The following is a 15,388-nucleotide window of genomic DNA, read 5'->3' as shown; positions in this document are numbered from 1 at the left end:
ATTATTACTTGCAGCCGGGCAGATTCGAGCGGTACACCAGATCTGCGCCGAGTCGTGCGTCCTCGCTCAGCAACATGTCCGCTTCGAGCTGACGCGACGCCTTTGCCGGCGTTCCGTCGGCACCGAGGCGACGATCCGCCGGGCGCTCGTAAAGGCTGTCGCCACCGCACATCGCCTTGGCGAGGCGGCGCTGACCGTCGATCGTCCGCTGCTGCGCCGCAGCAACATAGTCGGCGCGCTTGTCGGCCGGAACCGACTCGACGAATGCCTGCGGGTGCACGACTGCGATCAGGCCGGAGACGTGACCGAAGCCGAGGCTGGTCAGCAGGCCGGCACGCAGCGGAAGCTGATCACCGAACTTGAGCGGCTGACGTGCCCACACGAGGTGCTCGAACTCGGCCATCTTGTCGTCGACGCAGTCGAGGCTGCGGTTCGGCGGGACGATGCCCTGGCTCAGTACCTGGCAGAGCCCGATCAGCTGGAAGGCTGCGGCACCACCCTTGGCGTGACCGGTCAGGCTCTTCTGCGATACCACGAACATCGGCGCACCTTCACTGCGTCCCAATGCCCCGGCGAGGCGCTCGTGCAGCTCTGCCTCGTTCGGATCGTTGGCGGCAGTGGAGGTGTCGTGCTTGGAGATCACGGCGATGTCGTCGGCGCTCACGCCGAGAGCGTTGAGCGAGAGTGCGAGCTGCGAATCCGCTCCCCCACGTCCGGCGCCCAGTGCTCCGAGTCCCGGTGCCGGGATCGAGGTGTGGACACCGTCGGCGAACGATCCGGCCCAGGCGACCACACCGAGGACGGGCAGGCCCATCTCGAGTGCCAGGTCTCCGCGAGCGAGGAGAATCGTTCCGCCACCTGCCGACTCGACGAATCCGCCGCGGCGACGATCGTTGGCCCGCGAGAAGCGGCGATCCTCGATGCCCTTGGCGTGCATGTCCTCGGTCTTGGCAGTTGCCGACATGTCACCGAAGCCGATGATGCCTTCCGTGCTCAGATCGTCGAACCCGCCGGCAACAACCAACTGCGCCTTGCCGAGTCGGATCTTGTCGACGCCTTCTTCGACGGATACCGCTGCCGTGGCGCAGGCGGCGACGGGGTGAACCATCGCGCCGTAACCGCCGACGTACGACTGAACGACGTGCGCTGCAATGACGTTCGGCAGCGCTTCCTGCAGGATGTCGTTCGGACGGTTCTCGCCGAGCAGCGTGTCGATGTACAGGCTCCGCATGGAGGTCATGCCGCCCATGCCGGTGCCCTGCGTGTTGGCGACCAGGCTCGGGTGTACCCAGCGGAGCAGTTCGCTCGGAGTGAAGCCGCCGGTGAGGAAGGCGTCCACCGTTGCGACGATGTTCCAGAGTCCGACGCGGTCGACCGAATCTGCCATGTCGGCGGGGATGCCCCACTTGGTGACGTCGAAGTTGGTCGGGATCTGGCCGCCGACACTACGAGTCAGCTTCATCTTGCGCGGGACGCGGATCTCGGTGCCTGCGCGGCGAGTGACTGTCCAGTCTCCGGACTCCGCGGAAACCGTCGCCGTCGTGTTCTCCGGATCGGATTCGACGAAGGCCTGAGCCTCTGCCTCACTGCCGACCACGAAGCTCAGATCCTTGTCCAGGAACACGGAGGTGAGCAGCGGAGCGGTGTTGTCGATCATCGCGCCCTCGTCGACGTAGCGACGGATGCCGCAACGCTCGACGACTGCGTCGTGGTACTTGTCGGCGATTTCCGCCTCGGGTACCAGGTCACCGGATTCGACGTCGTACCAGCCCGGCTTGGGGTCGTTCTCCCAGACGATGAGTCCGGTGTTCCACGCCAATTCGAGAACGCCTGCGGCAGAGAGCTGCTCGTCGACCTCCATCTCGAAGCGGGTACGCGAGGAACCGTAGGGTCCGAGCTCTCCGGCACCCACGATGACCACGAGGTCCGCGGGGGTGACGTCCAGTTCGGGCCAGCTCGGAGCCTTGACCGAGTCGTCGATGCGAGCCGGCGTGGGCAGCGCCAGGATGCTGGACTCGTCCACTGCTTCGTCGACAGCCTCGGCGATCTCGGCAACCTCGGCAGCTTCCTTGGCCAAAGCACCCAGATCCAGGTTGGCCTCGGACAGTCCGCCGGTCAGGTCGACCTCGAGCGGAGCCTCTGCTGCAGCGCGCCGCGACTCGCGGGTTGCCGTCTTCAGCAGTTGGGTCGCCATCTCCTGGGTGGACCAGGTGCGGACGCCCGCAGCTTCGACCGCGTCGACGATCGGATCGTTGTGACCCATGAGTCCGGTTCCGCGAACCCAACCGATGACCGCGTGTGCCAACGTGACCCGCTCGGCCCAGTTCCGCTCGGCCTTCCAGCGGTTGACCACGGCGATCAGCGAAGCCTTGGCCTCACCGTATGCACCGTCGCCGCCGAATGTTCCGCGGTTCGGCGAACCGGGCAGCACTACGTGCAGGTGCGTGTCGACATCGCTGTCGTAACCGATCTTCGACAGACCGCCGATGAGGCGCTCCACCGACCAGAGCAGCACGCGCATTTCCATTTCGGCGCGAGCGCCGGCGTCGGAGAGTTCGCCGCCGACACGCGGAGCTGCGAACGGGAAGAGCATCGTCGGCGTCATGGCCGGCTTGATGAGCTTCTTTGCGCCGCCTGCGTTCTCGGTGGCCTCGTTGCCGATCCAGTCGATCAGTGCGTCGACGTCGGTGTACGACGCCATGTTCGCGGGAACCACCCAGAGGGCGGCACCGGCGCGAGCGTTCTCGCGGTACAGGTCGCGGTAGAAGCCCAGACGCTGACCGTCGAGTCGTGAGGTGGTCACGAATACCGTTGCGCCACCGGCAAGGAGCTTGCCCGTGACCGCTGCCGCGATGGAACCCTTGCTGGCGCCGGTCACTACTGCGACCTCGCCTGCCCACTCGGGTGCGTCGGATTCTGTCGTCACGGCCGCATCAACGATGCGGGTGTAGACCTCGGCGAGCGCCGTGCGGCCCTCGTCGGTTGCACGGGTGGCCCACCACTTGGCCTGTGCGGCGACGGTGGAACCGGCACCGATGAAGTTCTCGACCGACAACGCGGTGTCACCGAGCCAAATACGAGCGAGATCCTCACGCGCACTTGCCCAACGGTCGTCGAGCAGCACGGCCTTCTGTGCGTCGAATGCCGGAGCAACCAGACGCGGCCAGTCGGAGCCGAGTTCAGCCGAGACCAGGTCGACCAGTTCGGTGTCCTCGACCGTCGCGACTGCCGCTTCTTCGTTCAGTCCGAGCTGCTCGAGTACCAGGCGTGCAGCCGAGGCCAGAACGCCGTTGCGTCCGGTGATGTTCTCGGTGAACTCACCCAGGGCGGCTGCGTCGACGGTTCCGCCGCTTCCGCCGCCGGTGGCCGGCAACGAGACACTGACTCCGCGTGCAGAGCCGACCGAGGCAACTGCGCTGTCGATGACTGCGTCGACCGCTGCGGCGTCGGCCAGTGCGCCGGAGCTCAGGCCACCGAGGTCGCCGCCGCGGATGCTGGCGCCGTCACGGGTGCCGAGAGCCACTGCTGCGGTGACGTGGTGCGCCCAGCCGTCGCCCAGTTCCCAGACCTTCTTGACGCGGTCGGCGATGTAGCCGGGACGCTTGCCCGAGGGGCCGAAGACCTTGCGCAGGTGATCGTTGATCGAATCGGAGAGCACCGGTCCGAACGGCTTGTACGTACGGGCGAGCTTGTCGACGGTTGCTCCCAAGGAGCCCATGTCGGCATCCGCGGCACCGTCGATGGCGCCGAGGGACAGCTCGGAGCCGAGGTCGACCAGAAGCTGGTTACGACGCGAGGAGACGCCGTCGCACAGTGCCTCGATCGTGTCGGCGGGGCCGACCTGATCGGGACGGAGCTTGGTCCACAGGCTGATCAGGACCTTCGTGGCGTCGGGCGCCTTGAAGGTGAGGTCGTCCGGACGCGGTCCACCCGAGGGTGCAGCCGGCGCAGCAGCTGCAACCGGAGCAGCGGCCGCGGCAACCGGTGCAGCCTGCGCAGCAGGCGCTTCGATCTCGTCGTCGTCATCGACGGCGGGGTCGACGTCGGTGCCGTAGACGATCGCAGCTTCGCGCTCGACGTTGAGAACCTCGACCGGGTAGCCGAAGCGGCCCGGCAGCTTGAGGGTCTGCGACGCGAGGTTTGCAACGGTCGGGGCGGCGCCGAGACCGATCTCGACGAAGCGTTCGACCCCGAGTCCACCTTCGGACTCGTCACCGAAGAGCAGGTCCTGCGTCTCGATCCAACGGACCGGGCTGGCGAACTGCCAAGCCAGCAGCTCGATCAGGATGATGCGGGACAACTCGTGAGTGCGCGTTGCGTAGCTGTCGAAGTCTGCGAGGACTTCCTGCAGCGGCTCGGACGGCACCAGGTCGGCGATTTCCTGAACGAAGTCACGACGCAGCGAGAACGGCTTCGGAACCAGGTTCGGGATGTAGCGGCCGATCAGGATGTCCGGATCGATGTCGTGCGGGAGCAAGTCCTGCAAGCACACGCGGAAGTCCGCCACGCCGCCACGCAAGACGGTGGAGTGGAACGGCACGTCGATGCCGGGAACCTGGATGTATGCCCGCTTGCCACCGAATTCTGCTCGGCGACGATCGATTTCGACCTCGAGTGCGTCGAGACCGGCTACCGAACCGGCGATGGCGTACTGGCTGCCGCGCAGGTTCAGGTTGACGATTTCGAGGAACTCACCGGAAGCCTCGGCGACACCGGCGACGAAGCCCTGCACGTCGTCGTCGGAAACACCGATCTGCGACGGGCGAATAGCGGCCATGCGGTAGTCGGAGCGTCCGGCTTCGTCACGGGGAACGAGCTGGTGCATGGCGGAGCCACGCTGGAAGACGACCTCGAGAAGTGCTTCGAGCGGGAAAACCTCGGCGACAGCAGCGAGTGCGTTGTACTCACCGACCGAGTGACCGGCCAGAAGGGAATCCTCGATGAAGGTTCCGGATTCGCGCAGCTCGGCAACCTGGGCAACACCGAGAACGGCCATGGCCACCTGGGTGAACTGAGTCAGGTGCAGGACACCGTCAGGATGCTTGTGCTCGACACCGCGCGCCTTGACGGTCACCGGGTTGTCGCGCACGACAGCGAGAATCGAGAATCCGAGCGCCTTGCGGGTGTGCTTGTCCGCACGCTCCCAGACGTCGCGGGCGGCCTTGGAGCGTGCACGAGCGTCGAGGCCCATGCCCGGGCGCTGGATGCCCTGGCCGGGGAAGGCGTAGACGGTCTTCGGTGCGGCAGTGCGGCCGGTGGCGACCATCACCAGTTCGCCGTCGATGCGGCAGCCGACCTCGACGATTTCTGCGCCCTGGTCGATGCCGACACGGTCGACGCGGACGTCGATCTCGGCGCCGGGGCGAACCATCCCGAGGAAGCGGGCGGTCCAGGCGGTCAGGCGGCGCGGCGGGACGCGGGTCTCGGCCGGGTCGACTGCGGTGACTACCTGTTGCGCTGCGGCGGAAAGCCACATGCCGTGCACGATCGGGGTTCCGAGGCCGGCCAGCAGAGCGGCGTTGTCGGAGGTGTGAATCGGGTTGTGGTCACCGGAAACCTGAGCGAACGCGCCCATGCTGACCGGCGCGAGGATCTTCGCGTCACGGCGACGACGACGCGAGGTGTCGACAGCCGCATCGCTGATCGATCCACCGGCGCGAGTCGGGTCGGCGAGTTCGCCAGCGCCGGTGCGTCCGCGGATCGCGAAACGCTCGGTCATGGTGACGACTGCGGGGGCGTCGAGGCCCTCGCCGAGCATGGCACCGACCTCGACCTTGACCTCGACGACGCGACCGAGGTCGGTGTCGAGAACCGAGGCGACCTCGGCATTGACCACGAGAATGCTTGTCTCGGAGGGAAGTTCACCGACGAAGTCGACGGTGTGGTCGAGGTGGACCAGGTCGAGCATGCCTTCGATAACGGAAAGACTGTCGAGCTTGGCTGCGCCGAGGACTGCGAACACTGCAGGCCAGCATGCTCCGACGACGACGTCCGGAACAGCCTTGCCGCTGACACTGAGCGTGGTGGGCAGGCCGGAACCGGTGACACCGGCGTGATCGGCGATGCGATCGGGAACCCACGCGACGTTGAGGCGGGCCTTTCCGTTCTTGACTGTCGGAAGTTCCTGTCCGGCAGCAACTGCCAGCAGCGCGGACATCGCACCCTCGGCGTCTGCCTCGGTGACAACCGGAGCGCCGCCGTCCACGACGGACTCGGGGATGGTGATCGTGATGTCGACCGACTTGTCTGCCACCAACGGAACCGAGAGCAGCACGTGCGAGGAATCGACGACGGTCAAGCTGGACCCCGTGGTGCCGTGAACTGCCTTGTCGGCAGACTCTGCGTTCCACTCGTCGAGGTCGCCGAGGCGACGGACGGGGTTCTGGGTCAGGCGGCCTGCCCACTGGAGGTCGGGAGCGGAGAGGACGGCGTCGAGAAGTCCGGGTGCGGAATCCTGGTGGCGACGGCTCGCGAGTGCAACCGGAGCGGCTCCGGCAGCAACCAATTCGTCGTAGGTCGCCTTCTCGAAGCGATCGAGCAGGTCACCGACCGGCTCGTCGACACGGGTGATGCCCGCGACGGCGACGGTGCCGGGGATGACACAAACCTGATCGGCGGTGTAGCGGGGATCGTGTGCCTGCCACAGGGAGTCGCTGCGCCACCAACGGCGGACGTCACCGTCGACGACGGGAACGAAGTTGACCGGCTTGCCCGGCGTCTTGCACAACGAGGTGAAGAACGAGACGTCTGCGGGATGCAGAACCGTCGTCGAGTAGTCCGGGTACGACGCCTGCAGTGCGCAGATCGCAGCCTCGGGGCGCTCGAGAGTCTCGGCGTCGCCGAACAGTGTGGGGATCGGGCCACGGTCGACCGGGTGCAGACGCGCCTCGGTGCGCTGGAGCATCTCGCCGAAGCGAGCACGCCAGGTGATGTCGAGCCACGGGCTCGAGGTCGCCTCGACGATGGCGTCTTGAAGATCTGCGCCGCAATCGAATTCCTTCGCCGCGTCGATGCCGACGGTGAGCTCGAGGTAGCGGCGCAGCCACTGTGCGTACGTCATGGTCTCGACGTCGCCGAAGTACGGCTTGGCGGTGACGTCGAGGGCGGCGATGATCTCGTCGCGGCGCTCTGCCACTGCCTCGGAATCGCCGGCAACCTCGTCGAGGAGGCGTCCGGTGCGCGAAGCCGCGTTGTCGATCTCGTGAATGTCGGCACCGAGCTGGCTACGGCCAGAGGCCATTCCGCCTTCAGCGGTACCGGCACCGACCCAATCCGGTGTACCGGGCGTGTCGACGAGGAGCTGCTTGACCTCAGGAGAGGTGGTGGCCTCGAGAGTCGCCATGGCTGCAGTGCCGACCAGGATGCCGTCGACGGGCATAGCCGGGAAACCGGCTGCGGCAGACCAGCGACCGGTGAGGTAATCGGCTGCGCGCTCGGGGGTTCCGATGCCGCCGCCGACGCAGATGACCAGGTTCGGACGTGTACGCAGCTCGGCGTACGTGTCGAGGAGCAGGTCGTCGAGGTCTTCCCACGAGTGGTGTCCGCCGGCGCGGCCGCCTTCGATGTGGACGATGACCGGGAAGTTCGGAACCTCGTTGGCGATGCGGATCACGGAGCGGATCTGCGCCACGGTGCCGGGCTTGAACGCGATGTTGGTGATGCCGATCTCGGACAGCTCGTCGATGAGGGCAACGGCCTCTTCGAGTTCCGGGATACCGGCGGTGACGATGACGCCGTCGATGGGAGCGCCGGCAGTACGGGCACGCTGCACAAGGCGCTTGCCACCGAGCTGCAGCTTCCACAGGTACGGGTCGAGGAACAGGGAGTTGAACTGGACCGCACGGCCCGGCTCGAGCAGCATCTTCAGCTCTGCGACACGGTCTTCGAAGATTTCCTCGGTGACCTGTCCGCCACCGGCGAGCTCAGCCCAGTGACCGGCATTGGCTGCCGCGGCAACGATCTTGGCGTCGACCGTCGTCGGCGTCATGCCTGCGAGCAGGATGGGTGAACGACCGGTCAGCTTCGTGAACGCCGTCTCGACGCCGATGCGGCCACCGGGAAGCGAAACAGGCTTCGGCGCGAATTCGCTCCACGAACGTGAGACCTCAGGCGCAGCACCGGGGGTGAGCAGATTGCGGTGTCCGCCGCGGGTGGCGGCGGCGATGATGCCGATGCCCTGCCCACGCAGCGAAGAGGACGTCATACGGGTCAGCTGATCGCTGGGCCCGAGATCGAGAATCCACTTGGCGCCGGCGGAGATTGCGCCGTCGACAGCCTCGACCCAGTCGACCGGATCGACGAGGACACCCTGTGCAAGTTCACGCGCACGGTCGGCATCGAGACCGCAACGGGTTGCCCAGCTGCCGACAAGTTCGACGGCCTCGGCCAATGCTGGGTGATGGAAGCCGATTTCGGTGTCGAGCGGATCGAAGGACGGAGCGAAGACGGAACCGCCACGCTTCTTGCCCTCTCGCTCGCGAGCTTCTTCGGCTTCGATCTGCTCGCAACGCTCTTGCACGCGTGCCAGCTGAGCGGGCGGTCCGGCGAGAACGACGCGGCGACGGCCGTTGCGAATGGCGAGAACAGCCGCGCGTTCGGGGGCAACACCCTCGGCAAGCTCGGCGACGATGGCGGCGAGACGCTCGGGATCGACGCCCGAGACCGCAACCATCGGCTTCGCGGAGGCGCCGGCGATGACGCCGCGGCGACGGCCGACCAAGCTGGCAGCAGCACCGACGAGCTGTGCGACGGCGAGAAGTTCACCGTCGTCGTTGCCCTGCGCGGCTACGGCAGCGGTGGCCAGCAGGCCCTGCGAGTGGCCGATGACGGCAGCAGGCGGGTTACCGGCTACATCCAGACCCTGAGCGGAGAGTGCACGCAACGCCGCAAGCTGCGTGAGGAAGACGCCGGGGAGTGACACCGGAGCTGCGGTGAGCGCGGCAGCGGAAGGCCCGGCCGACTTCTCACCTTCTTCTTCGTCGACGATCTCGGCTTCGAGCATCCACGCGATCGGATCGAATCCGACCGGGCGAACCACGAGGAGATCCTGCGCGACGGGCGCGAGGCGTGCTGCTGCGTCATTGACCAGATCGGTCAGAACGGGCTCCAGGCCGTTGTCACGGCTGAGCTCCTCGAGCGAGGTGAGCCAGGGAGCGCCCTGTCCACCGAAAGCGATTGCGTAGGAAACGCCGTTGTTCAGCGAATCGACGAGGGCACCTTTGCTGGTCGTGCGGGACTGTCCCCCATCGACGCCGAAACGGCGTCCACCCTTCGAGTCGCGTCCGTTTCCTGTAGGTGTCGTGTCATCGATCGTCACGCGTACGTCCTCTCCTGGTCACCTCTGCGGCGAGGTGGGATTTGCGGTGTGCTGCCCGGCTGAAGTGCTCGCGAATTCGTCGAGAGAATCGACGGAGTCAGGGCGTTCGTGCAAGACAAGGTTTACACAGAATCATGAGGATTTCCTCACGTTTGTCGGCACCCTGGAAATCTGGACTTTCGGGGCCGTGATCTTCCTCACGAGACTTCGAGAAAGTGACTCGCGGGTAGGTCGCGAACGCCCTGCCTGGGACTGTTACCGGGATTTTCAGAAACCTGAGGAACCCCTCATATTTATTGTTACCAATTCGTGACCTCCTTGACGGACGGTCGATCCCGTGCGTTCCGGGCCACAATCTGTCGGACCCCCTCGCTACGTTCAGCGCGTCCACACCGGACGACTTCTCGGGGGGAGAAATCATGAAAGACACAGACGTAGTCAGAGCGGCCGAATTCATCGGCGCCGAGCTTCCGCGCGAGGCGTGGCCGCATTGGAATCAGGGATGGCCGCGCGAGTCCGAAGCCGCCCTTCTCGACGCGATCTTCTCGTCGCGCGCCGCCTACGGAACACCGAAGACCGGAGTCCGCGCCGTCGTCGACCGTTGGCGCACACACCGCTCGGTAGCCGCAGGCGATCGCCTCGACAGCTTGTCCGCTCTCGCCGCCTTCACCGACCGTGGCGACGAGCTCGCAACGATTCTCGGCAATCGCCAGCGCGTGCCGGGCAACTACTTCACCAAAGCCGAGGGTGCGGCTCGTGCGGCCAAAGCGCTCGCCGACGCCGGTTGCCGGTGCGGTGCCGACGTCGAGGACACCGAAGGCCTCCGTTCGGCAGTCGTCTCCGTTCCGGGCCTGGGCCCCAGGACCTTCGAGACGCTGGTGTTCCTGTCCGGGAAGTTGACGGCAACTTCGATAGATCTACTTGCACGGTTCGCCACCGAAGCAAGCAGTAGTGAGGAATTGTTGTCGAGCACCGACGCAGCCGAGTTGCTCGTTGCGGTTGCCGAACATCTCGATGTCGATGTTCCAACACTCACCCACGCTGCGTGGCGGTATCAACGCACGGCCGAGCAACCGCGCCGATCGAAGAAATCCACCATGCCGCCCGCAGCGGATCCACTCGCCGCAACGGCCTGAGAGCCGGCGGGCGCATCCCGACAAGGGTGGTGTGCCCACGAGCGATTCCACTCGCGTATCCTTTGAATTCCGCGCGCGAGTGGCGGAATTGGCAGACGCGCTGGATTTAGGTTCCAGTGTCTCAGGACGTGGGGGTTCAAGTCCCCCCTCGCGCACAACGAAAAGCCCCGCCGGATCAGATCCGGCGGGGCTTTTTCGGTTCTAGATCAGGCTCAGCGCTTTCGTGCCTTGACCGGCGGGGTCATGTACGTCGTCCGGCTCGGCGTCAGCCCCAGACGGACCGAGCTCTCCAACCACGTGATCGCCGACGCCGTCGGATCCACAACCGGAACGTGAATCCCTTTGCCATGCAGCCTGTCTCGGACCGCACTGGTCACACCGAGCATCCCGGTGCAACCGAGAACGACGGAATCGGCCTCGCCGTTCTGCACTGCCGCAGACGCCTGAGCGGCCAGTCGATCGATCAGTTCCTCCCGATCGGTGAGGCCCAGCACCGGCATGTCCACGACTCGAATACTGCCCAGCCGACTATCGAGCCCATACCGCCGAGTGAGCGATCGGAGCATGGGCACGACGTTCGGCAGGATGGTCACGACACCGACGCGATCGCCCAGACTCATCGCTGTCAGAAATGACGGCTCGAAGCCGCCGACCACCGGAGCGTCGATGATCTCTCGGACGGCATGCACTCCAGGATCGGCGAAACACGTGATGAATACACCGTCGACGCCGTCGACTGCCGCCTCTTCGACCCGCTGCACGATCCCGGGGCCGGCCAGTGCCTCGTCGTACTCGGACTCGATGCTCGCCGTGCCAGAGAGCAGTGACACGACATCGACCGTCGTGCCGGGCGCCGCCCAGTGCTCCACCTCGGCTGTCACCGCCGGAGTCAGCGTGGTGTCGATGACCGGGCGAATCACTCTGATGTGCATGAAACACTCCCCTGCTTTCGGATACGCCCGAGGTTATCGATGCAGCAAAGCTGGGAAAATGTGTTCAGTGCCTGGCGTTGCGGGTGAGGATGGGCATAGCGCACAGGTGCTGTGGAACGGCTTCTACGACACCGTGTCGGAGATCGCAGGGCGAGGCACTATAGCTCTCAGGTACCGTCTTAGTGTGTCCAAGAACGCTACTAAACGCCGACCTGCGCTGATTCTGCTGGTCATCGTGTCAGCTGCCGGCTGCCTCGCGCTCGGCTGGTGGCAGTGGGAGCGCTTCGAAGCCGTCGGAGGCTCGGGACAGAATCTCGGGTACGCGTTCCAGTGGCCGCTGTTCGCGGCGTTTGTCGTGTACGCGTATCGCAAGTTCGTTCAGCTCGAAGACGTGGACCCCGAAGAGGCCGAAGCCGAGGAAGCCGCCGCGGAGCCGCGTGAGATTCCCGCCGACCTCTTGCCGCAACGCCCGCAGGCCGAGTTCGACGATGTGAACCTCGACGTCGACGACCCTGAAGCCCGCCAAATGCTGGAATACAACGACTACCTTGCGCAGCTCGCCGCTCGCGAGTCCGATAGGAGCACGACGTGAGTACCGGTTCGGAAGCGAGCATCGCTACCCCCGCAGTCAACGCAGAAAAGCAGAAGAAGGTTGCGTCGGCGCTCGTCCGATACCGCGTTCTCGCCTGGATCACCGGCCTCTGGCTGCTGTTCCTGACCGGTGAGATGGTCTACAAGTACCTGATTCTCGACAATTCGGCGGATGCACCGTCGTGGTTGTTCTACATCGGCCAGATCCACGGCCTGTTCTACATGCTCTATCTCGTGTTCACGATCGACTTGGCGATCAAGGCCCGGTGGAAGCCCGGTACGACGGTTGCCACCGCGCTCGCCGGCACGATCCCGTTCCTGTCGTTCGTGTTCGAGCACAAGCGGACTGCCCAGGTGAAGCAGGCTTATCAGCTCTGAGAGTTTCGAAAAGTAGAGCCCTGAACGCAGACGCGTTCAGGGCTCTACTTTTCGAAATTCGGTTCAGCCGGCCAGTGCCGCCAGCGCGGGAACGAGCTGCACGAGCGCGCGCCCTCGATGTGACGCCGCATCCTTCTCGGCCGGGGTGAGTTCTGCGGCAGAGCGGGTGTCGCCGTCCGGACGGAAGATGGGGTCGTATCCGAAGCCCCCGTCGCCGGCTGGTTCTCGGCCGATCACCCCGCGCCATTCGCCGCGCACGACAGTCTCGTCGCCGCCGGGGATCACCAGTGCACAGGCGGAGACGAATGCCGCGCCGCGCCGCTCGTCTGGCACGTCTCCCAGCTGAGCCAGGACAAGCGCCGTGTTGTCGCCGTCGTTTCCGTGAGTGCCCGACCATCGCGCGGACAGCACGCCGGGCATACCGTTGAGTGCATCGATCTCGACACCGGAATCATCTGCGATGCAAGGCATTCCGGTTGCCGCCGCGCCGTCACGCGCCTTGGCGAGTGCATTCTCCTCGAACGTCGCCCCGGTCTCGGGGGCCTCGGGGAACGGCGGCACCTCGTCGAGCCCGACCAGTTCGATTCCGTTCACTCCAGCGGCGTCGAGCACCCGGTGAAGTTCCTTCAGTTTCTTGGCATTTCGGCTGGCAACCAGTACTCGTACGCTCACAGCTCAGGCACCGAACTTCTTTTTGGGTTCCGGATTCTTCGGTTCGGGTAGCACCCCGGGATACGGCTCGGCCAACGCTTGACGCTGGATCTCGAAAAGTTGCTCACAACCAGCCAGAGCGGAGTCGAGCAGCTTGTCCAGCGTCGAGCGTGGGAACGTGGCACCCTCACCGGTTCCCTGAATTTCCACCAGCGTGCCGGTATCGGTGGCCACGACATTCATGTCGACCTCGGCGCGCGAATCCTCTTCGTACGGAAGATCGAGGCGCACTCGTCCGTCCACGACGCCGACGCTGACGGCCGCTATGCCACACGAGATGGGCTGAGGGTCGGAGAGCAGGTCGGCTGCGCGCAGGTACGTCACGGCGTCGACCAGGGCCACGTACGCCCCCGTCACTGCCGCGGTGCGGGTACCGCCGTCGGCCTGGAGGACATCACAGTCGAGGGCGATGGTGTTCTCGCCGATCGCAGCGAGATCGATGCAGGCCCGAAGTGATCGGCCGATGAGTCGACTGATCTCCTGCGTACGGCCGCCGACCTTGCCCTTGACCGATTCGCGGCCACTGCGCGTGTGCGTGGCGGCGGGAAGCATCGCGTATTCGGCTGTCAGCCAACCCAAGCCGGAGCCCTTGCGCCAGCGGGGTACGCCCTCTTCGACGCTGGCCGTGCACATCACGCGAGTGTTCCCGAACTCGACCAGAACGGATCCGGCCGGATGACTGGTGAACCCGCGGGTGATCTTGACCGTGCGGAGCTCGTCGTCCGCCCTACCGTCTTCTCGTGTAGTCACCTTCGTGAGCCTAGCGGTCGCCCGGTCGGCACTGCATCGAATGTGAGGGGAATCAGATGTCGTAGACGCTTCCGGCGGAGACGGCATGGACCGGTCCGGAGAATTCGGATTTCGCTTCGGCGATCACGTCTTCGCGGGAGGTCCACGGCGGGATGTGCGTGAGGAGAAGTTCCTTGACGCCGGCGAGGGCAGCCACACGGCCGGCTTCCTTACCGGAGAGGTGAACTCCCTCGGGGCGATCCGGACTGTCGGTCCACGAAGCTTCGGAGAGCAACACGTCCGCTCCACGGGCGAGTTCGACGACGTTGTCACACATACCCGTGTCACCGGTGTAGACGAGCACGCGGCCGTCGGCGCCGGTGATCCGGAAACCGTAAGCCTCGGGAGGATGATTCATCCGACGGGCGACGACGCTCAGTTCTCCGAACGTCACCGGCTCGTTCTCGGCCCAGAGCCGGACGTCGATGGTGTCGGAGATGTCGTCCATCTCGCCGGCGCACTCGGCGGAGGACACTCCGATGCGGCAGGCCGTGTCGGTGGGGCCGTAAACAAGAGCCCGCCCGACCGGCGGGTTGGGGTGATAGCGACGCCAGACGAGCAGGCCGGGCATGTCGAGACAGTGGTCCGCATGAAGGTGCGATAGCAGGATCGTCACCTCGCCCGGATCGGCGTATCGCTGCAACGCCCCAAGAACTCCCGGGCCGAAGTCGATCACGAGCGGCGGAGTTCCCGGTGCCGTGAGCAGGTATCCCGAAGCCGGTGAATCCGGACCCGTGACGCTGCCGGAACACCCCAGGACGGTCATGCGCATACCGGTCATGCTGCCACGTCTACCCGTCTGGAAAAAAGCTCTTGGTGGTTTTGGCGCGTCGAAGTCACACCGCAGCGAGGGTGTGACCCACGTCCGTTCAGAAACTCGGTGGTCGGACGGCCGGCGCCGACCCTGCGCGCTTGGCCCTCTCCCCCGACGTCAGCGCCCAGGCGGCCACCACGCCGCCGATCGCTCCGAACAGATGTCCTTGCCAGGAAACCCGTGGATCGCTCGGGAGAACGCCCCACAGCACTCCGCCGTACACGACGAAGACGGCAACGCCGATCAGGATCTGTGTGAAGCTCCGCGTGAAGAACCCGCGAACCAGCAGGTAGGTGACCCAGCCGAAGATCAGCACGGACGCACCGACGTGATTCGAGTTCGAGCCGGCGAACAACCAGGTCCCGACACCGCCGATCACCCAGATGATGCCGGTCGCCGCGAGTCCGCGCGCAATTCCCGACACCAGCACGAGGAACCCGAGGATCAGGACCGGAATGGTGTTGGCAATCAGGTGAGCCCAGTCGTCGTGCAGGACCGGGGCGAACAGGATTCCCCACAGGCCGTCAAGCGTGCGCGGGGTGACGCCGGCGTTCTGGACGTTCTGACCGGAGATGACATCCACGATCTCGATCACGTAGAGCAGGATCGCGAAGCCGCCCACCAACACGGCCGACTGCTTCCACACCGAGGGCGGACCGGATTTCGGTGCCGGCGTCCGGGTGCCGAAGTCCGGATTGTTGAAATCCATCGTCATCGTGTG

Annotated in this window: 9 protein-coding genes and 1 tRNA gene; 4 read left to right on the top strand and 6 right to left on the bottom strand. The window is 65.5% G+C overall.

The features are described from left to right. Positions 1-4: 4 nt before the first annotated feature. Complete coding sequence (locus tag EEB12_RS25275; protein WP_141488736.1) at positions 5-9,316, bottom strand: type I polyketide synthase; 9,312 nt, start codon at positions 9,314-9,316, stop codon at positions 5-7. Between the two features lie 419 nt (positions 9,317-9,735). Between EEB12_RS25275 and EEB12_RS25270 the strand changes: the two genes are divergently transcribed. Both EEB12_RS25270 and EEB12_RS25265 read left to right on the top strand, forming a co-directional pair. After that, a complete protein-coding gene (locus EEB12_RS25270; RefSeq protein ID WP_141488735.1) occupies positions 9,736-10,452 on the top strand; it encodes a hypothetical protein in 717 nt (238 codons plus the stop codon). A gap of 73 nt (positions 10,453-10,525) precedes the next feature. Further along, positions 10,526-10,607, top strand: a tRNA-Leu gene (locus tag EEB12_RS25265). A gap of 57 nt (positions 10,608-10,664) precedes the next feature. On the opposite strand, the gene EEB12_RS25260 is transcribed toward EEB12_RS25265, so the two are convergent. Continuing rightward, positions 10,665-11,384 carry an aspartate/glutamate racemase family protein gene (locus tag EEB12_RS25260; RefSeq protein WP_141488734.1) on the bottom strand — a complete coding sequence of 240 codons (720 nt, stop codon included), beginning with the start codon at positions 11,382-11,384 and terminating at the stop codon, positions 10,665-10,667. A gap of 184 nt (positions 11,385-11,568) precedes the next feature. Between EEB12_RS25260 and EEB12_RS25255 the strand changes: the two genes are divergently transcribed. Together EEB12_RS25255 and EEB12_RS25250 are read left to right on the top strand one after the other, a co-directional pair. Beyond that, positions 11,569-11,976: a hypothetical protein gene (locus EEB12_RS25255; RefSeq protein WP_021333455.1), complete on the top strand. Its 408-nt coding sequence runs from the start codon at positions 11,569-11,571 to the stop codon at positions 11,974-11,976. Beyond that, positions 11,973-12,353 (top strand): DUF3817 domain-containing protein, encoded by a 381-nt coding sequence (locus tag EEB12_RS25250; protein ID WP_003945334.1) that lies wholly within the window; start codon positions 11,973-11,975, stop codon positions 12,351-12,353. The genes EEB12_RS25255 and EEB12_RS25250 overlap by 4 nt, the downstream gene beginning before the upstream one ends. A gap of 63 nt (positions 12,354-12,416) precedes the next feature. Here the strand turns inward: EEB12_RS25250 and rdgB are convergent, their stop codons facing one another. The 4 genes from rdgB to EEB12_RS25230 all read right to left on the bottom strand — a co-directional run bounded on the left by rdgB (position 12,417) and on the right by EEB12_RS25230 (position 15,382). Further along, the gene (gene rdgB / locus EEB12_RS25245; protein ID WP_084324795.1) at positions 12,417-13,025 is read right to left on the bottom strand and encodes an RdgB/HAM1 family non-canonical purine NTP pyrophosphatase; all 609 of its coding nucleotides are present in this window, start codon (positions 13,023-13,025) and stop codon (positions 12,417-12,419) included. Positions 13,026-13,028: 3 nt separating this feature from the next. Continuing rightward, positions 13,029-13,814 (bottom strand): ribonuclease PH, encoded by a 786-nt coding sequence (gene rph, locus EEB12_RS25240; RefSeq protein WP_003945332.1) that lies wholly within the window; start codon positions 13,812-13,814, stop codon positions 13,029-13,031. Positions 13,815-13,866: 52 nt separating this feature from the next. After that, entirely contained in the window at positions 13,867-14,625 is a 759-nt protein-coding gene (locus EEB12_RS25235) for a cyclic nucleotide-degrading phosphodiesterase (RefSeq protein WP_007733274.1), read from the bottom strand. Between the two features lie 97 nt (positions 14,626-14,722). Beyond that, positions 14,723-15,382, bottom strand: coding sequence for a rhomboid family intramembrane serine protease (locus tag EEB12_RS25230; RefSeq protein ID WP_020970033.1), 660 nt, complete (start codon positions 15,380-15,382; stop codon positions 14,723-14,725). Between the last annotated feature and the right edge of the window lie 6 nt (positions 15,383-15,388).

Origin of the sequence: Rhodococcus sp. WS1, assembly GCF_003797745.1 — a bacterium.
Taxonomy (GTDB): domain Bacteria; phylum Actinomycetota; class Actinomycetes; order Mycobacteriales; family Mycobacteriaceae; genus Rhodococcus_F; species Rhodococcus_F erythropolis.
This window is presented reverse-complemented; position numbering and strand designations above follow the sequence as displayed.

Excerpts from the sequence above, each read along its gene's own strand:
- EEB12_RS25260 (WP_141488734.1), bottom strand. The coding sequence starts at position 11,384 with ATGCACATCAGAGTGATTCGCCCGGTCATCGACACCACGCTGACTCCG.
- EEB12_RS25270 (WP_141488735.1), top strand. The coding sequence starts at position 9,736 with ATGAAAGACACAGACGTAGTCAGAGCGGCCGAATTCATCGGCGCCGAG.
- EEB12_RS25235 (WP_007733274.1), bottom strand. The coding sequence starts at position 14,625 with ATGCGCATGACCGTCCTGGGGTGTTCCGGCAGCGTCACGGGTCCGGAT.
- EEB12_RS25230 (WP_020970033.1), bottom strand. The coding sequence starts at position 15,382 with ATGACGATGGATTTCAACAATCCGGACTTCGGCACCCGGACGCCGGCA.